Here is an 18,822-nt window from a genome sequence, read left to right as displayed (position 1 = left end):
AGATGAGTGTATATGTTAATAAAGACACAAAAGTAATCGTGCAAGGAATTACAGGTTCAACAGCCCTTTTCCATACGAAACAAATGCTGGAGTACGGTACGAAAATCGTGGGTGGTGTCACACCAGGCAAAGGCGGCACAGAGGTTGAAGGTGTCCCTGTATTCGATACCGTTTCTGAAGCAGTCGAAAAGACTGGTGCCAATGCTTCTGTCATTTACGTCCCTGCACCTTTCGCAGCGGATGCCATCATGGAAGCGACAGATGCTGAAATGGATTTAGCCATCTGTATCACAGAGCATATTCCTGTGCTTGACATGGTGAAAGTGAAACGTTATATGGAAGGGAAGAAGACACGCTTAGTAGGGCCTAACTGTCCTGGTGTCATTACTCCAGAAGAATGTAAAATTGGTATTATGCCTGGTTATATTCATAAAAAAGGCCATGTCGGGGTCGTTTCCCGTTCTGGTACCTTAACTTATGAGGCAGTACATCAGCTTTCTGAAGCTGGAGTTGGCCAGTCTACAGCTGTAGGTATCGGCGGTGACCCAGTCAATGGTACAGACTTTATCGATGTTCTGCAGGCGTTCAATGAAGATGATGACACAGAAGCAGTTATCATGATCGGGGAGATCGGTGGTACTGCAGAAGAAGAAGCGGCAGAATGGGTTAAAAGCAACATGACCAAACCTGTAGTCGGCTTCATAGGTGGTCGTACTGCACCTCCAGGAAAACGTATGGGCCATGCTGGTGCTATTATTTCTGGTGGTAAAGGTACAGCTGACGAAAAGATTCGTGTCATGAATGAGTGCGGTATCCAAGTAGCAGAAACACCATCCGTTATGGGAGAAACTCTAATTGAAGTGCTTAAAGACAATGGTCTTTATGACAAGTGTAAAACGCATTAAAAACTAGGAAATTAACCAAGATCGTGCATGGCAGCTCCGTGCACGATCTTATTTCTAATGGAAAAAAGGAGTGGTTCTGATTGGATGAAACACGGAAATTGTTGATTTTTCTTCACAATAACCCCTACGCCAGCCGGCCTTTACTTCGTAAATTTCTTCAGCAAGATCCCGGTTTAACAACTATTTTCAACATGTCCCCCCATAACCTCTCTACCAGTTACGGTATCCCCTTGAAACGTGCATCTGCCTTCCTTCACCAACTCCATTCAGAAAATCATAGGTATAAGATGGAACAATTTATGAAAGAATTTTCTATAATGACGATATTAGACAATGATTACCCGACGCTTTTAAAAAATATCCCAGATCCTCCACTAGTCCTTTATCTGGCTGGAAACCGGGCGCTGCTTAATCATTGTCCTGCTTTGAGCGTGGTTGGAACTAGAAACCCATCAGAATCAGCATTTCCGGCGATGGAGCGTGTGCTTGCCCCACTAATCAAAGCGGGGTGGATGTTAGTCAGCGGACTTGCAGTCGGGATAGATAGGTTTGCACACCTGTTGGCTTTACGCTATCATGGTACAACAGTTGGAGTCATAGGATCGGGTTTCCATCATATTTACCCGAAACAAAACATATCCTTATTTCAACAAATGGCACAAAATCATCTGGTCATATCCGAATACGCACCTGATATTAGGCCGCAAAGATACCATTTTCCTGAACGGAATCGTATCGTCAGTGGGTTGTCGGAAGCTACGCTTGTTGTGGAAGCGAAGGCGAGAAGCGGATCTTTGATCACCGTGGATCAGGCATTAGAGCAAGGCAGGGAACTATTTGCATTTCCAGGTTCTCTTTTGCAAGAAAACAGTGAAGGGTGTAACCGTATGATTCAGGAAGGTGCCAAAATGGTTCTAAATACCCAGGATATTGTGGATTCATGGCCGAAATAACTCCATCTGTTTTGTCGAAGTTTGGCAAATAATATTTATTATCTCCTTTTTTTGAAAAAATTCTGACCAATCACGTTTGACAAATGAAAAGAAAGTATTTAATAATAGGGAAAGTTTATCAATGAAATATGCATAAGGTGCACACACCTCTATGGGAGGAACAGTTATGGCAGATTATCTAGTTATCGTCGAATCACCCGCAAAAGCCAAAACAATCGAAAAATACTTAGGAAAAAAGTATAAAGTAAAGGCTTCACTTGGACATGTCCGTGACTTGCCCAAAAGTCAAATGGGTGTAGATGTCGACAAAGAATATGAACCTAAATATATTACGATACGCGGGAAAGGTCCCGTATTGAAAGAATTGAAAACCGCAGCGAAAAAAGCAAAACGCGTTTACCTCGCTGCCGACCCCGACAGAGAAGGGGAGGCAATCGCGTGGCATTTAGCGCATAGCTTAGATATCGATGATAAATCGGAATGCCGGGTAGTTTTCAATGAGATCACTAAAGACGCAGTCAAGAATTCATTCAAAAACCCGAGAACCATTGATATGGACCGTGTTGATGCCCAACAGGCAAGACGTATCCTGGATAGGCTGGTAGGATATAATATCAGTCCTATTCTATGGAAGAAAGTGAAAAAAGGGCTTAGTGCCGGGCGTGTACAATCGGTCGCCGTCCGTTTGATCATTGATCGTGAAAATGAAATCAATAAATTCCAACCGGAAGAATATTGGTCTATTGATGGCACTTTCCTGAAGGGAAAAGAAAAATTCCCTGGTGCATTTTATGGAATCGATGGAAAAAAACAAGAATTAAAAACGAAAGATGATGTCGATAACATCTTGAATAAGATGAAGGGAAAGGAATTCCACATCGACAAAGTCAATAAACGGGAACGTAAGCGGAATCCTTCCGTACCATTTACTACCTCATCCCTGCAACAGGAAGCAGCCCGTAAGCTGAACTTCCGGGCGAAAAAGACGATGATGATCGCCCAGCAGTTATATGAAGGGATCGATTTAGGAAAGAAAGAGGGAACTGTCGGTCTGATCACTTATATGCGTACCGACTCTACCCGTCTTTCAGACTCCGCAAAAGAACAAGCCCGTAATTACATCGAAGGTCAATATGGGAAAGAATATCTTGGAGGCAATAAGAAAAAGAAACAGAAGGAAGGAGCCCAGGATGCTCACGAAGCGATCCGCCCTACTTCTGCCAACCGTGACCCTAAGGCTATGAAAAGCATTTTATCCCGCGATCAATATCGCCTGTACAAATTGATCTGGGATCGGTTCACTGCCAGCCAAATGGCCCCGGCAGTTCTGGACACGATGACGGTGCATATGACTAATCAGGGTGTCGAGTTCCGTGCTACCGGCTCTAAAGTGAAATTCAAAGGTTTCATGAAAGTGTATATCGAAGGAAACGATGACAACAAAAAGGAAGAAGATAAAATGCTTCCTGAGCTGGAAGAGGGAATGACCGTAAAAGCTGATGCGATTGAACCTAATCAGCACTTTACCCAGCCGCCTCCTCGTTATACAGAAGCAAGACTGGTCAAGACTTTGGAAGAGCTCGGAATCGGAAGACCATCCACTTATGCACCAACATTGGATACTATCCAACGGCGTGGCTATGTCGCACTCGATAATAAACGGTTTGTGCCGACTGAACTTGGAAGTATTGTACATGAATCAATCGAACAATACTTTCCTGAAATCATCAATGTGGATTTCACAGCAAAAATGGAAGAAGATCTCGATGCTGTCGAAGAAGGAAAAGTAGAATGGGTTAGTGTCATCGATGATTTTTATAAAGGTTTTGAACCACATTTAGAAAAAGCGGAACAAGAAATGGAGAAAGTCGAAATCAAAGATGAACCCGCAGGTGTGGATTGTGAAAATTGCGGACATGAAATGGTCTACAAAATGGGCCGTTATGGAAAGTTTTTGGCTTGCTCAAACTTTCCTGAATGCAGAAATACAAAACCGATCCTTAAGAAAGTTGGCGTCACCTGCCCGAAATGTAAAGAAGGGGAAGTGGTGGAGCGAAAAAGTAAAAAGCGTCGGACATTCTACGGTTGTGACCGTTATCCTGAATGTGATTTCATATCATGGGATAAGCCGATCAGCAGACCTTGTCCAAAGTGCAGCTCACTCCTGGTTGAGAAGAAATCGAAAAAAGGGGTACAAATTCAATGTACCGAATGTGATTATAAAGAAGAGGCTCAAAAGTAAGCGCAAAGTTTGCGCTTGCTTTTTCTTTTTGTTATGTATGATAGGAGTAAAAAAATTATTGACACTATCAGACCGTATCGATATAATTACCGAATGGTAAGTATATATACTTGACACGTTTTGAAAGGAGCATGCCTGATGAGTGCACAACATGTAACCGTAATCGGAGCTGGTCTGGCTGGTAGTGAAGCTGCCTGGCAGTTGGCTAAAAGGGGTATACAAGTACATTTATATGAAATGAGGCCATCTAAACAGACACCGGCCCACCATACAGATAAATTTGCGGAGCTCGTTTGCAGTAATTCGCTTCGCGCCAACTCCCTTACCAATGCAGTAGGGGTCATCAAAGAGGAAATGCGTACATTGGATTCCATCATCATACAAGCTGCCGATCAATCACAGGTTCCAGCAGGTGGAGCATTGGCGGTCGATCGCCATGAATTTGCGGGATATGTAACAGAGCATGTAAAAAACCACCAGAACGTAACTGTATATAATGAAGAAATCGGAAAGATTCCTGAAGACGGACCAGTAATCGTAGCCACCGGACCATTGACTTCAGAATCACTATCCACTCATCTGAAGGAGATGACAGGAGAAGAATACTTATATTTTTATGATGCAGCGGCACCGATCATAGAGAAGGATTCCATCGATATGGACAAAGTCTATTTAAAGTCACGGTATGATAAGGGAGAAGCCGCTTATCTCAACTGCCCTATGACCGAAGAAGAGTTCAATCGTTTCTACGAGGCATTGATATCAGCTGAGACAGTTCCATTGAAGGAGTTCGAGAAGGAAATATTTTTTGAAGGCTGCATGCCAATCGAGGTCATGGCCCAACGCGGTAAAAAGACAATGACATTCGGGCCGTTAAAGCCTGTAGGTTTAGAAGACCCGAAAACAGGAAAAACTCCATATGCGGTCGTTCAATTACGCCAGGATGATTCTGCAGGAACTTTATATAATATGGTAGGTTTTCAAACACATTTGAAATGGGGGCCGCAAAAAGAAGTTTTCCGTTTAATACCTGGCCTGGAGAACGCTGAAATCGTACGTTACGGTGTTATGCATCGCAATACGTTTATCAATTCTCCTAATTTACTTAAAGCGACCTATCAATACAAAGATAGAGACGATCTGTTCTTCGCTGGGCAGATGACCGGAGTGGAAGGCTACGTAGAATCAGCTGCAGCCGGATTGATCGCAGGCATCAATGCAGCACGTCTGCTGCAAGGAAAAGAGCCGGTTGTGCTTCCCCATGAAACGATGATGGGAAGTATGGCAAACTATATAACGACAACCAATCCTAAACACTTCCAGCCGATGAATGCTAACTTTGGTTTGATCAAACCTCTTGAGAATAAAATAAAGAATAAAAAAGAAAGAAATGATGCATACGCTAAGCGGGCATTGGAAACAATTCAGAATTTTGTTACAATTTAGTTAAAAGGATTGCACGAATTGATTGAATTGTGTTAAAATTTAAACGCCTTGAAGAGGTGGATATATGGACGATTTACAATCAGAAAAACTTCTTTTTCTGGAATACCTGCAAATTGAAAAAAATGCATCTTCACTAACCATCCAACACTATGAGAAAGATGTAGATGCATTTTTTCTTTTTATGCAAACAGAAGGGATCCCCAGTATCAGAGACGTAGATTACCCTTTGATCCGCATATTTCTGACCCGGTTGTACCAGCAGAAACTTTCCAGGAGAAGCGTTTCCCGTAAGCTGTCCTGCATGCGGTCGTTCTATCGTTTTCTTGAACGGGAAGGGAAAGTGAACCATAATCCATTCATCAATGTATCCTTACCGAAGGAAGGAAAGCCGATTCCAGAATTCTTTTATGAAGAAGAGCTGGAGCGGTTATTTTCTGTGAACGACTTGTCTACGCCGCTTGGACAACGTAATCAGGCTTTGCTTGAGTTGATGTATGGTACAGGAATCCGTGTCAGTGAATGTGTAGGCACCAAAGTGGAAGATATAGATTTCACAATCGGTACCATCCTGGTGAGAGGGAAGGGCCGGAAGGAAAGGTATGTCCCATTTGGTCAATTCGCTTCTAAAGCGATGAAGATGTACATCGAGGATGGCCGCTCCAGGCTTCTAAGAAATAGTAACAAAAAGCCGGATCACCTTTTTCTCAATGCGAAAGGGGGCACGCTATCTGATCGAGGTGTACGTCTCATCCTGGATAAAATGGTGGAAAAAGCAGCCATGACCGTAAACATCCATCCACACAAATTAAGGCACAGCTTCGCCACCCATATGTTGAATCAGGGTGCGGATTTACGGGCAGTCCAAGAGCTGCTGGGTCATGAAAATTTATCATCCACACAGATTTATACTCATGTGACGAAGGACCATTTACGTAAGATATATAGGGATAGTCACCCGAGAGCAAATAAATAGAGGTGAGAATAGGATGAGTCAACAGTTTCATGCAACAACAATTTTTGCTGTCCACCATAAAGGACAGTGCGCGATGAGCGGGGATGGCCAGGTTACACTTGGCAACCAGGTGGTTATGAAACATACAGCGAAGAAGGTGAGAAGGCTGTTCAAAGGCCAGGTACTGGCGGGATTTGCCGGATCCGTTGCGGATGCCTTCACTTTATTTGAAAAGTTTGAATCCAACCTGGAAGCGTATGATGGCAATCTAGCTCGCGCGGCGGTGGAATTAGCCAAAGAGTGGCGAAGCGACAAAGTGTTAAGGAAGCTGGAGGCCATGTTGATCGTCATGAACAAGGACGAAATGTTTCTTGTCTCCGGGACAGGGGAAGTAATTGAACCGGATGATGGCATTCTGGCTATCGGTTCAGGCGGTAATTATGCCTTGAGTGCTGGTCGTGCGTTAAAACGGTATTCTTCTGATAAAAGTGCTGAAGAAATTGCCCGTGCCGCATTGGAAATCGCAGGAGAAATCTGTGTTTTCACAAATGACCAGATTACACTCGAGGTCATCGAATAAGGAGGCTGGTATGGATGTCATTTGAGTTGACCCCAAGACAAATTGTCGAGAGACTCGATCAATATATCGTTGGTCAAAAAGATGCGAAGAAGTCGGTTGCGGTAGCATTGAGAAATCGTTACCGGCGGATGCAGCTTGATGATTATCTGAGGGATGAGATTGTACCCAAAAATATTCTCATGATCGGACCTACCGGCGTCGGAAAAACAGAGATTGCACGCCGCCTGGCAAAGCTTGTTGGAGCTCCGTTTGTCAAAGTGGAAGCCACCAAATTCACCGAAGTCGGTTATGTTGGACGTGATGTTGAATCAATGGTTCGGGATTTGACGGAAACAGCGGTCCGAATGGTTAAAGAAGAACAGATGGAAGCTGTGAAGGATCGGGCTGAAGAGCAAGCGAATAAACGCCTGGTTAAACTCATTGTTCCATCAAAAAAGAAACAGACGAATTTCAAAAATCCTTTCGAAATGATTTTCAATCAGCAACCCAATCAGGAGACCCAGGAACAGACGGGCGATGAAGAGGTTGAAGTAGAAAACAAACGGAAACGGATTGCCCAGCAGCTTGCTATGGGAGAGCTGGAAGATCAGATGGTTAACGTAGAAGTCGAAGAACAACAGCCTTCGATGTTTGATATGCTCCAAGGTTCAGGAATGGAACAAATGGGGATGAATATGCAGGATGCCATGGGTCAGTTCATGCCGAAGAAAAAGAAAAAGCGACGGCTTCCTGTTTCTGAAGCTAGAAAAGTACTTACTCAGGAAGAAGCACAAAAATTGATTGATATGGATGAAGTTACCCAGAAAGCTGTTCAGAAGGTCGAGCAATCGGGTATGATCTTCATCGATGAAATCGATAAGGTGGCCGCGAAAAGTGATAACCAGGCCAATGTATCCCGGGAAGGGGTGCAGCGAGACATCCTGCCGATCGTGGAAGGTTCCACAGTAGTGACAAAGCATGGTCCTGTCAAAACGGATCATATCTTGTTTGTTGCTGCCGGTGCTTTTCACATGGCGAGACCTTCTGACCTCATTCCGGAATTACAAGGCCGTTTTCCGATCCGGGTGGAATTAGAGAAGCTCACCATCAGTGACTTCAAACGGATTTTGACGGAGCCATCCAATGCATTATTGAAACAATATAGTGCATTATTAGAAACAGAAGGTATAAAGGTTGAATTTTCTGACGAAGCTGTAACTAAGCTTGCAGAAATCGCCTTTGAGGTTAATCAGGAAACAGATAATATCGGTGCACGGAGACTGCATACGATTCTCGAGAAACTGTTGGAGGATTTATCGTTTGAAGCACCCGATGTAACGATGGATACGATAAAAATCACCCCACAATATGTCGACGAGAAATTAAGCAGTATCGTGAAAAACAAAGATTTAAGCCGATTTATCCTTTAGAAGCGAGTACAGTTAGGAGGAAAACAAATGCAATTATTAGAACGTGCCAGAAAAATCAACTCTATGTTGCAGAAAACAACAGGGAAATCAGTCAATTTCAATGACATGTCCGCAACATTGCGTGATGTCATTGGGGCCAACATTTTTATTTTAAGTCGTAGAGGTAAGCTTTTAGGTTTTGCGATCAAACAGGAAATCGAGAATGAACGTATGAAAGCGATGCTTTCTGAACGTCAGTTTCCGGAAGCGTATACGCAAAACTTGTTCACCATCCAGGAAACAACTGCCAATATTGATATTGACAGTGAGTATACAGCATTCCCGGTAGAGAACAGAGAGCTATTTGAAAATGGCCTGACTACCATCGTACCTATCATTGGTGGTGGGGAGCGCCTTGGAACACTGATCCTAAGCCGTCTCAGCGATAGTTTTGAGGAAGATGACCTATTGCTTGCAGAATACGGGGCAACTGTTGTAGGGATGGAGATTCTTCATGAAAAGACAGAAGAAATCGAACAGGAAGCAAGAAGCAAAGCAGTCGTACAAATGGCGATCAGCTCACTATCCTATAGTGAATTGGAAGCTATTGAACACATTTTTGAGGAACTGGAAGGCAACGAAGGCCTGCTGGTAGCAAGTAAAATTGCCGACCGTGTCGGTATTACGAGATCTGTAATTGTCAACGCTCTTCGTAAACTGGAGAGTGCGGGTGTTATCGAGTCTCGCTCCCTCGGTATGAAAGGGACTTATATCAAAGTGTTGAATAACAATTTCCTGCTGGAACTGCAAAAATTACGTACCAATTAATATAAAAACTAAAAAGGCTGCCGGGATTTCCCGGCAGCCTTTTTATATAAATTATATTTGTTTCGTATCATTGATAACCATATAATAATAAATTTTTCGGAAGATTCCCTTACCCCGGAAAGTATGTAATAATAAAGGTAAGATGTTCATTATTCGCCAAAATGCTACATATTTCCCAGTAAAATACCTCGATGTAAAATATTGTCAAATTAAAAAGTAAAAAGAACTAGGACTATAGTCATTTTTTGTAAGATTTCGTAACATATTGACGATTTCGCATAGACAACCAGTCGCTATTTTCTTACAATGTGTTGGTAGGTTATGGGTCTATGCCCATTAATCAGGAGGTAGATGAAATGAAGTTATTCGGCGGGACAATGCAGACTCTGGAACATTCGCTCAACTATGCAACACAGAAAAATAATACCATATCCAATAATATCGCAAATGTCGACACTCCAGGATACAAGGCTAAAAAAGTAATCTTCAAAGACATCTTAGCGGAACAAACCACAAACAGTATCGAAGGCTTTCGTACCCACCCCAGACATCTTCCCATCGGGAATGGCGCTCTGACTCCTTACCAGGTTGTCACCGACAAAGGAACTACATATAACCACAATGGCAATAACATCGATATTGATAAAGAAATGAACGAACTTGCCAAAAACCAATTGTATTATCAATCCATGGTAGACCGAATGAACGGAAAATTCCGCAGCTTGGAAACTGTAATCAAGGGAGGCAGATAACGTGAGCATCTTTCATTCGATGAATATCAGCGCCAGTGCTTTGACGGCCCAGCGTTTGCGGATGGATACTATTTCATCCAATATTGCCAATGCAGAAACTACTAGAGCTGAATTGAATGACGACGGCAACTGGCAGCCTTATCGCAGAAAGCAGGTAGTATTTGAGCCTCGTGAAAAGGACTTTGGCACTTTTCTTAAACAAGCGAAAGCTTCTTCTGCCACTTCAGGCCAGGGTGTAAGAGTGAGCGAAATACGAGAAGACAATTCCGAACCCTTCAAACTGGAATATAACCCGAATCATCCGGACGCAAATGAAGATGGGTATGTCCAACTTCCTAATGTTGATCCACTAAGAGAAATGGTTGATTTGATGAGTGCTACCCGCTCTTATGAAGCGAACATCACTTCAGTCAACGCCTCTAAATCAATGCTGATGAAAGCATTAGAAATAGGAAAATAAGGCAGGTGACTTAATATGGTCAATTTAAATACAATCAATGGAGTGTCCAGCCTGGTACCTAAATCTCAAAATAATCTCAAAATGACCCCGGGTGATGCACAAGCAAATTTCGCCGCCGATTTAAAGCAGGCAATCGCTGATGTAAATCACAGCCAAAAGCTTTCTGATCAGAAAACGGAGGCTCTTGCTAAGGGAGAGATCGATGACTTGCATGATGTGATGATTACTGCACAAAAAGCGAGTGTTACCTTACAAACTTCTGTAGAAGTCCAAAACAAGGTCATCGATGCGTATCGTGAGATTATGAGAATGCAAGTTTAATCGCATTCTATTCCATTTCGACATTATAGTATTCTTTTGAAGTGTGTGTTTTATGGGGGCAATTATGAGAAAAAAATTAATTATTTTTAAAGAAAACATAGCAAGCTTTTGGAAAGAACGTACAAAAGCCCAAAAAAGCACCTTAATTGGCTCTGTATTAGCTTTAGTCATTGTGCTTTTGGTAGTCAGCATCTTATCTTCAAAAAGCAATATGGTCCCCCTTTATCAAAATCTATCGTTACAAGAGATCGGTCAAATGAAAACAGAATTGGATGCCCGTAATGTAAATTATGAACTGACACAAGGTGGGCAGACGATCCTGGTGCCGGAGTCGCAAGTGGATGGCCTTCTAGTAGATTTGGCAGCATCCGGACTTCCGAAAAGTGGAAACATTGATTATTCTTTTTTTAGTGAAAACACGTCATGGGGAATGACAGATAATGAATTTGACATGATTAAATTGGACACGATGCAAACAGAATTAGCGAATTTGATGAAGGGTATCGAAGGGATAACAGATGCACAGGTAATGATTAACCAACCACCTGAACCGGTTTTTATCGGGGATGAACAGCAGGAGGCTACAGCTTCCATCGTATTACATACATCACCAGGTTATCAGTTCAAAGGTAACCAGCTCGAAGGCCTTTATAACTTAGTTTCAAAATCAGTACCCAATCTTACTACAGATAATATCGTCATCATGAACCAGTATTTTGAATACTTCGATCAAAAAAGTTCAGATTCTCCTGGCAGCGGAGATACATATACACAGCAGCAGAACATCAAGAAAGATATTGAACGGGACATTCAAAGGCGAGTCCAGCAGATGCTGGGAACCATGATCGGCATGGATAAGGTAGTGGCATCTGTTACGACTGATATCGATTTTACCCAAGAGAATCGAATAGAAGAATTGGTCGAGCCTGTAGATCCTGACAGTATGGAAGGACTTCCGGTAAGTGTCGAACGTCTGACAGAGACATATACAGGGAACCCTCCTATGGCTGGCGGTGCTCCTGCAGGAGAGGACGATCCGGCAGCCTATAACGCGGAAGATGCAAATGGTGATGGCGAATATGAAATGGTCAAGGAAACGATCAATAATGAATTTGACCGTATCCAACGCGAAATTGTGGAAAGTCCATATAAGGTAAGAGATATCGGCATTCAGGTAGCGATCGATACATCAAAAGGATTAGATGATACCGGTGAGGTTCAGCTTTTATCACAGCAGGAACAAGCGACCGTGGAAGCGAGTGTCAGCTCTATCCTCGATTCGATCATTGCCACCTCTGTTGCAGCTCCTTATGAAGGAGAGGCTATAGGTGAGAATGTTTCGATCGTGTTCCAGGAGTTTAATGGAGCAGCAGAACAACAGCCTGTACCAACAGGTATCCCGCTCTGGGCATATATTGCAGGGGGCGTTTTATTGGCAGTAGTCCTCACACTGCTCTGGGTAGTGTTACGAAGAAACCAGGGACAAGATGAGGATGAAGACAGTTATCAAGAATTCATGCAGGATACCGTAGAATATGATGTTCCGGAGCTGGACGAAGAAAAAGATACCGAAGGCACTGTCAAACGAAAACAACTCGAGCGTATGGCAAGAGAAAAACCGGAAGATTTTGCGAAATTATTACGGTCCTGGATAGCTGAAGATTAGGGGGAGTGACACATGCCGAAAAAAAAGGCACTGACAGGGAAACAGAAAGCAGCCATTCTGCTGATTTCTCTTGGTCCGGACGTGTCCGCGCAAGTATACAAACACTTGACAGAGGAAGAAATTGAAAAACTCACCTTGGAGATTTCTTCCGTGCAAAAAGTGGATTCCAAACAAAAAGAAGAAATCCTCGAACAATTTCACCAAATTGCTCTTGCTCAGGATTATATAACGCAGGGCGGGGTGGGCTACGCGAAAACGGTATTGGAAAAAGCTATGGGGGAACAGGAAGCAGCCAATATCATCGGGCGCCTTACCTCTTCATTGCAGGTCCGTCCTTTTGACTTTGCACGAAAAGCGGACCCTGGTCAAATCTTAAATTTTATCCAAAATGAACATCCGCAAACGATTGCATTGGTATTGTCTTATCTTGATTCCGCTCAATCGGCCCAGGTTCTTTCTGAACTGCCACAGGAAATGCAAGCGGACATCGCCAAACGGATTGCATTAATGGACTCAACTTCACCTGAAATCATCAGCCAGGTGGAACAGATTTTGGAAAGGCATTTATCCTCCTCAGGAACACAGGATTATACACAGACCGGTGGTATCCCTGCAGTTGTGGAAGTATTGAATGGAGTTGACAGAAGTACAGAACGCACGATTCTGGATGCCCTGGAAATTCAAGATCCTGATTTGGCAGAAGAAATCAAGAAGCGGATGTTCGTATTCGAAGATATCGTCACGCTGGATAACCGTGCGATACAGCGTGTCATAAGAGAGGTTGAAAATGATGATCTCCGCCTATCACTGAAGGTAGCTAGTGAAGAAGTAAAAGAGATCGTATTCAACAATATGTCCCAGCGTATGGCGGAAACCTTCCAGGAAGAAATGGAATTCATGGGACCTGTCCGGCTAAAAGATGTAGAAGAGGCACAAACACGTACAGTAGCGGTTATCCGGCGATTAGAAGAAGTCGGTGAAATAGTGATTGCACGTGGCGGAGGTGACGATATCATTGTCTGATATTGGTGGTAATCAAAAAGAAAAGACCAGGCTTATCCAGCTCAGACCTATCCATGTAGCTGAACAAGAATTGGAACAAGACACAGAAGCATCTTTTTTCATAAAAGAAGAGGAGGTTGCCCGAAAACTCCAAGAAGCAGACAGAAAACTGAAGGAAGCTGAGCTGGAGACGGAAAAACGGCTTAAAGAAGCTGAAAAGATTATCGAGCAGCAAAAACAAGCATGGCAACAAGAAAGGTCCGATTTGGTGGAAACAGCACGAAAAGAAGGGCTCGAAACAGGATATAAAGAAGGCAGGCAACAGGGTTATCAAGAAGCGGATGATCATATAAACCAAGCTCGTCAGGTGGTTGAGAAGGCAAAAGAAGATTATCAGCAAATCATCGATTCAAGCGAGACCACCATCCTGGAGATCGCTTTACGCATTGCTGAAAAAATAATGAAACATAAATTAACAGAAACGCCGGAAGTTTTTCTTCCACTAGTTAAAAGGGTGATAGCGGAAGTCCACGATCAGCCGGAGGTGGTTGTTTCTGTCCATCCAGACCAGTACTCCCTGGTCTTAGCTCAAAAAGATGAATTGGAACTGCTCACCTCAAGTAAATCGGTTTTGACAATCTATCCGCAAGCTGAGCTTGAGCCATTCAGTTGCAAGGTCGAATCATCTTTCGGAAGTATTGACGCTTCCATCGATAGTCAATTGACCGAGCTCCGAAAACAATTGCTGGAAGTTTCCCAGGAGGGCGGTTTCGTTGAATCATAAAAGCTATTTGGAAGCCATTGATCAAATAGATACATATAAACGATTTGGGAGGATCCACCGGGTAGTCGGGCTGATGATTGAATCAAAAGGACCGGAAGCTTCGATCGGGGATGTATGTATCATCCATACACCTTCCCATACCAACAAAACCATCCAGGCGGAAGTAGTCGGATTCCATAATGAGAACATATTATTGATGCCTTTCAAAGAGGTGAGGGAAATTAGTCCGGGAAGTCTGGTTGAAGCTACCGGCTCTCCACTCCGGATAAAAGTCGGGACAGGTTTAATCGGATCAGTCGTGGATGCCATGGGGGAATCTATGGATGATCAGCTCCTTCCGAAAGGGCTAAGGTCCTATCCAACGGAACAGTCTCCGCCAAACCCTTTGTCAAGACCGACAATTAAAGAACCCCTCCATGTCGGAGTCCGGGCTATCGATACATTGCTCACTGTAGGTAAAGGTCAGCGAATCGGCATATTTGCCGGAAGCGGAGTTGGAAAGAGTACGTTAATGGGGATGATTGCCCGTAACAGTTCGGCGACAATCAATGTCATTGCACTAATCGGTGAACGAGGCAGAGAAGTCAGGGAGTTCATAGAAAATGATCTTGGTGAGGAAGGATTGAAAAAATCGATCATTGTAGCCGCTACTTCCGATCAGCCCGCACTAATGAGGATGAAAGGTGCTTATACAGCGACCGCTATCAGCGAGTATTTCCGCGACTTAGGCTATCAGGTCAATCTGATGATGGACTCGGTGACACGAGTAGCGATGGCTCAAAGGGAAATCGGGCTCGCCTCGGGAGAGCCCCCGACCACTAAAGGCTATACCCCTTCTGTATTCGCAGTCCTGCCTAAATTATTGGAACGGACAGGTACGAGTAAACAGGGAACCATCACCGCTTTTTATACGGTCCTGGTGGACGGCGATGATATGAATGAACCAATCGCTGATACGGTAAGAGGGATATTGGATGGCCATTTCGTTCTGGATCGAAAGCTGGCGGAACAAAATCAGTTCCCAGCCATTAATGTACTGAAATCGATCAGCAGGGTGATGAATCAAGTAGTTGATGAAGAACATAAACAAGCTGCCGATCGTTTGCGATCGCTGCTCGCTACTTATGAAGAAAATAGTGAATTAATTCAAATTGGCGCCTATAAAAAAGGGGCTAACCATGAAGTGGATGAAGCAATTCGCGCGTATCCGAATATAATCAGTTTTTTAAAGCAAGGCACCCATGAACCGGCACCATTCGCAGAAGCGATGATCCAACTGAAAGAGCTTAATCGCAGGAGTGATAACTGATGGCAAGTTTACATGCTTTCCATAAAATACGGGATATCCATGAAAATGATAAATTGTCTGCACAGGAAGCTTATCAACAAGCGATGAGTAAGTTTGAAGAAGCTGCAAAGCATTTATATGAAACGTTGAAAAAGAAAGAAGACGCCGAACAATTGCTGCAGAATAAATTAGCAAACGGGAAATTGTCTGCGCATTATTTTTCTCAAATGCAAGAATTTATAGCGCGATTAGATCAGAAAGTAATGCAGCTACAGCCAAAAGTGCAAACAGCAAGAAGTGAAATGGAGCAGTGCCAGCGCAAATTGACAGAAGCCTATGTCGAAGTGAAGAAGTTTGATAAATTGATCGATAAAAAAGTGGAAAAGTGGCAAATCCGACAAAAGGAAGCAGAAAAAAGACAAATGGATGAGCTTTCTTTACGTCAATTCTTAATCCAAAGAAACAGGTGAAGTTATGGCAAAATCACGTCCGAAAGAATCAGACAGCACAAATCGTCTCCAATGGTTCTTTTTTGTCATCATCATTCCTGTCATCTTTGCTGTCACATTAACTTGGATTGTATTGATGATAGCAGGAATCAACCTGGGTGATATGGCAGCCAAGTATGGTAAGGAAGTTCCGGTTGTTCAATCTTTGTTTCCTTCCCAGGAAGAAAAGAGCGAAAAACAAAGGTTCAATAAAATGCAGTATAGCTTAGATGAAAAGAACGACAGGATTGGCCAGTTGGAACAAGAAATTGCAGGGAAAAACGCAACCATCGAGGAGTTAGAGCAACAAGTCGGAGATTTGGAAGCAAAGCTGTCAATGGAAGAAAGTACAGACGAAGATAAAGAAGCGCAAGTCAAGCAGGTTTCCTCTTCGTTTAAAGATATGGATCCCGAGCAAGCTGCAGCAATCATCGGCAACTTAGACCAGCCGATTGCAGTTACCGTTCTTCGTAACCTGCCAAATAGCGAGCGGGGAAATATCCTTGGAGAATTGGATCCAGAACAGGCTGCCACATTGACAAGCTTATTGATATCAAGAGGAAATTAATGATAGTACACCTTGAAAGGAGGTGATTATGTGAATACAAGTGCAATGAAACTGGCTTTCTTTACCTCCTCAGCACAGAATGGGAAGGTACAAAAAAACATATCTCAGAACGGGGATGCAGCTACCTTTGAAAACGTATTAGCAGCTCTTCATTTAGAAAAAGGAGAGGGATCAGGAACAGCTACGGTAGCAGGAATGGTCCAGCAATTGTTGTCGGCAATCGAGGAGTCTCAAGGAACTAAGAGGACAGGCCTTCAAGATAAGCTTCAAAATATAGTGCCAAAAACAGCCATGGAGGACTTAGAGCAGCTTTCCTCGGAATTTTCCCTCGAAGATTTACAGTCATTAAAACTATTAATTGGAGGGGATAACACTGAGGCAAAAGAACAAGCTGCGGGAAACCACATATTTTTTCCTGCACCATTAGCTTCTACTCCTGCAACAGACACAGCGGAAGGGGAAGTAATGGAACATGAGAACTTGACATTAGCTATACATATTAAAGATTTAATACAACAGGCACAGCAATGGAGAGGCTCAGATACAAGTGAAACCCAATTCGGAAAGCTGGCAAAACAACTGCTTCAATCATTAGAACAATGGGCAGCTCAACAAAATGGAAATAACAGCAATCCCCAGAAAGCAGCAGCACAGGGGATCAAGGCAGCAAACACCATGGACGAGCCTCTACTGCGTGACTTGATTAAATGGTACCAATCGCGTACAGCTATACAAAATCAGGCGTATCAAAGTCAATCCCAGGTGACAACTAAAGATATGACAAAATGGCTGCAGCACGCTTTGAACAGGTATAGTGCAGACGACAAGGGTACGAAGCAGCAAACCTCTCTACCTGCAGGAGCTTTGACCAAAGTGGAACAATTCATGATCCATATAGAGCAAAAAAAATCGCCTGAAGGGATGCAAAAACAATTGATGCAGGAGTTCGATCGTGTCTTGAAATCGAGTAATATACAACTGTTGAAAAATGGTTCCATGGAAATGCAGCTGAAACTCAGACCCGCTCAGCTTGGAGATGTTGTAGTTAAAATGACACAGTTGAATGGAGAAATGGCTGTAAAAATCATCGTGACTTCTCAAGCCGCTAAAGAAATGCTTGAGGGTAATATGCAGCAGCTTCGTCACATGTTCTCCCCACAACAAGTGGTGGTTGAAAAGGCGGATATGAATACTGCACAGCAACAATTCCAATCGAAAGACCAACAAACCAACGGCAGTGATGAACAATCCCGTCAACAACATACTGCTAAGCAGCAAGAACGAGAAGAAGAGAATAATGAAAACGAAGATAGTTTCCAGGAAATTTTGTTGAACGAGAAAGTGTAGGTGAATGGAATGACCAAAGTCGATGCTTCACTTTATTTAAACCAGCAGCCATCGAGAGGATCAACAAATTCCACATTAGATAAAGATGATTTTATGAAAATTTTGATGACGCAGCTTCAAACCCAGGATCCGATGAATCCAATGGAAGATAAAGAATTCATCTCCCAGATGGCGAGTTTTTCCAGCTTAGAGCAGATGATGAACATGTCAAAAGCAATGGAGAAAATGACGGAATCGCAGTCTTTTGCACCTGTTGTCCAATATAGTTCTTTGATCGGAAAAGAAGTGACTTATCCGGTAGATGAAACAGAGAGTGGCGAAGACAGCCGACAAGAGAATGCAGTAGTTACGGCTGTCAGTCAAAAAAACGGCGAAGTCCTGCTTGAATTGAAGAATGGTAAGACGGTCGATGTCCAGTCAATTTCAAGAGTGAGTGATCTGACGACAGAATGATGTAAAGGAAGGAGACGTCATGGAACCTCGTATCCACCAGCTGCACCAACCGCTGCCTTTACCTAAGACACAATTGAAACAACAAGCAGCAATGTCTGAAGTTTCATTCAAGGATGTCTTGGCTGATGTCCAAACGCTGAAGGTAAGTAAACATGCCGGGGAGCGGCTGCAGGAAAGAAATATAAAGATTTCTCAAACTCAATGGGGAAATATTGCCCACAAAATGAGTGAAGCAAAGCAAAAGGGTATTACAGATTCATTGATATTGCTTCCCGATGCCGCGTTAGTAGTCAGTACAAAAAATAACACGGTGATCACAGCCATGGACCGCGGGGAAGCGGCCACGAAAATATTTTCGAATATCAATGGAACGATTTTAATGGATAAATAGGCTGGACC

At 43.2% G+C, this 18,822-nt stretch carries 20 protein-coding genes; all 20 read left to right on the top strand.

All coding sequences use genetic code 11. From position 1 onward, the window contains the following. Nucleotides 1-2: 2 nt before the first annotated feature. The 20 genes from sucD (at nucleotide 3) to ACGTN9_RS07985 (ending at nucleotide 18,814) form a co-directional block, all read left to right on the top strand. Nucleotides 3-905 (top strand): succinate--CoA ligase subunit alpha, encoded by a 903-nt coding sequence (sucD, locus tag ACGTN9_RS08080; protein ID WP_499591835.1) that lies wholly within the window; start codon nucleotides 3-5, stop codon nucleotides 903-905. 317 nt (nucleotides 906-1,222) lie between these two features. Then, on the top strand, nucleotides 1,223-1,858 hold the full coding sequence (dprA, locus tag ACGTN9_RS08075) for a DNA-processing protein DprA (RefSeq protein WP_499591834.1): 636 nt from the start codon (nucleotides 1,223-1,225) through the stop codon (nucleotides 1,856-1,858). A 166-nt stretch (nucleotides 1,859-2,024) separates the two neighbouring features. After that, nucleotides 2,025-4,100, top strand: coding sequence for a type I DNA topoisomerase (gene topA, locus ACGTN9_RS08070; RefSeq protein ID WP_499591833.1), 2,076 nt, complete (start codon nucleotides 2,025-2,027; stop codon nucleotides 4,098-4,100). 138 nt (nucleotides 4,101-4,238) lie between these two features. Further along, on the top strand, nucleotides 4,239-5,546 hold the full coding sequence (gene trmFO, locus ACGTN9_RS08065) for an FADH(2)-oxidizing methylenetetrahydrofolate--tRNA-(uracil(54)-C(5))-methyltransferase TrmFO (RefSeq protein ID WP_499591832.1): 1,308 nt from the start codon (nucleotides 4,239-4,241) through the stop codon (nucleotides 5,544-5,546). A gap of 64 nt (nucleotides 5,547-5,610) precedes the next feature. Continuing rightward, complete coding sequence (gene xerC / locus ACGTN9_RS08060; protein ID WP_499591831.1) at nucleotides 5,611-6,519, top strand: tyrosine recombinase XerC; 909 nt, start codon at nucleotides 5,611-5,613, stop codon at nucleotides 6,517-6,519. A gap of 13 nt (nucleotides 6,520-6,532) precedes the next feature. Continuing rightward, nucleotides 6,533-7,078 (top strand): ATP-dependent protease subunit HslV, encoded by a 546-nt coding sequence (hslV, locus tag ACGTN9_RS08055; RefSeq protein WP_499591830.1) that lies wholly within the window; start codon nucleotides 6,533-6,535, stop codon nucleotides 7,076-7,078. A 14-nt stretch (nucleotides 7,079-7,092) separates the two neighbouring features. Further along, entirely contained in the window at nucleotides 7,093-8,487 is a 1,395-nt protein-coding gene (hslU, locus tag ACGTN9_RS08050) for an ATP-dependent protease ATPase subunit HslU (protein WP_499591829.1), read from the top strand. A 27-nt stretch (nucleotides 8,488-8,514) separates the two neighbouring features. Further along, entirely contained in the window at nucleotides 8,515-9,294 is a 780-nt protein-coding gene (gene codY / locus ACGTN9_RS08045; protein ID WP_499591828.1) for a GTP-sensing pleiotropic transcriptional regulator CodY, read from the top strand. A gap of 356 nt (nucleotides 9,295-9,650) precedes the next feature. Further along, entirely contained in the window at nucleotides 9,651-10,046 is a 396-nt protein-coding gene (gene flgB, locus ACGTN9_RS08040; protein WP_499591827.1) for a flagellar basal body rod protein FlgB, read from the top strand. Nucleotide 10,047: 1 nt separating this feature from the next. Then, nucleotides 10,048-10,506, top strand: a complete 459-nt coding sequence (gene flgC / locus ACGTN9_RS08035; protein ID WP_499591826.1) for a flagellar basal body rod protein FlgC — start codon at nucleotides 10,048-10,050, stop codon at nucleotides 10,504-10,506. A gap of 15 nt (nucleotides 10,507-10,521) precedes the next feature. Continuing rightward, nucleotides 10,522-10,827, top strand: a complete 306-nt coding sequence (gene fliE, locus ACGTN9_RS08030; protein ID WP_499591825.1) for a flagellar hook-basal body complex protein FliE — start codon at nucleotides 10,522-10,524, stop codon at nucleotides 10,825-10,827. A 64-nt stretch (nucleotides 10,828-10,891) separates the two neighbouring features. Continuing rightward, entirely contained in the window at nucleotides 10,892-12,493 is a 1,602-nt protein-coding gene (gene fliF, locus ACGTN9_RS08025) for a flagellar basal-body MS-ring/collar protein FliF (protein ID WP_499591824.1), read from the top strand. A gap of 12 nt (nucleotides 12,494-12,505) precedes the next feature. Further along, on the top strand, nucleotides 12,506-13,516 hold the full coding sequence (gene fliG / locus ACGTN9_RS08020; protein WP_499591823.1) for a flagellar motor switch protein FliG: 1,011 nt from the start codon (nucleotides 12,506-12,508) through the stop codon (nucleotides 13,514-13,516). Continuing rightward, the gene (gene fliH, locus ACGTN9_RS08015) at nucleotides 13,509-14,279 is read left to right on the top strand and encodes a flagellar assembly protein FliH (protein ID WP_499591822.1); all 771 of its coding nucleotides are present in this window, start codon (nucleotides 13,509-13,511) and stop codon (nucleotides 14,277-14,279) included. The genes fliG and fliH overlap by 8 nt, the downstream gene beginning before the upstream one ends. Further along, nucleotides 14,269-15,588, top strand: coding sequence for a flagellar protein export ATPase FliI (gene fliI / locus ACGTN9_RS08010; RefSeq protein WP_499591821.1), 1,320 nt, complete (start codon nucleotides 14,269-14,271; stop codon nucleotides 15,586-15,588). Before fliH ends, fliI begins: the two co-directional genes overlap by 11 nt. Continuing rightward, entirely contained in the window at nucleotides 15,588-16,037 is a 450-nt protein-coding gene (fliJ, locus tag ACGTN9_RS08005; RefSeq protein ID WP_499591820.1) for a flagellar export protein FliJ, read from the top strand. Before fliI ends, fliJ begins: the two co-directional genes overlap by 1 nt. Before the next feature lie 4 nt (nucleotides 16,038-16,041). Then, nucleotides 16,042-16,623: a MotE family protein gene (locus ACGTN9_RS08000; RefSeq protein WP_499591819.1), complete on the top strand. Its 582-nt coding sequence runs from the start codon at nucleotides 16,042-16,044 to the stop codon at nucleotides 16,621-16,623. Between the two features lie 30 nt (nucleotides 16,624-16,653). Then, complete coding sequence (locus tag ACGTN9_RS07995; protein ID WP_499591818.1) at nucleotides 16,654-17,970, top strand: flagellar hook-length control protein FliK; 1,317 nt, start codon at nucleotides 16,654-16,656, stop codon at nucleotides 17,968-17,970. 9 nt (nucleotides 17,971-17,979) lie between these two features. Further along, nucleotides 17,980-18,423, top strand: a complete 444-nt coding sequence (gene flgD / locus ACGTN9_RS07990; protein WP_499591937.1) for a flagellar hook assembly protein FlgD — start codon at nucleotides 17,980-17,982, stop codon at nucleotides 18,421-18,423. Between the two features lie 19 nt (nucleotides 18,424-18,442). Beyond that, nucleotides 18,443-18,814, top strand: a complete 372-nt coding sequence (locus ACGTN9_RS07985) for a TIGR02530 family flagellar biosynthesis protein (RefSeq protein WP_499591817.1) — start codon at nucleotides 18,443-18,445, stop codon at nucleotides 18,812-18,814. The last annotated feature ends 8 nt before the right edge of the window (nucleotides 18,815-18,822 follow it).

Origin of the sequence: Halobacillus sp. B23F22_5 (assembly GCF_043497085.1) — a bacterium.
Classification (GTDB): Bacteria; Bacillota; Bacilli; order Bacillales; family Halobacillaceae; genus Thalassobacillus.
This window is presented reverse-complemented; position numbering and strand designations above follow the sequence as displayed.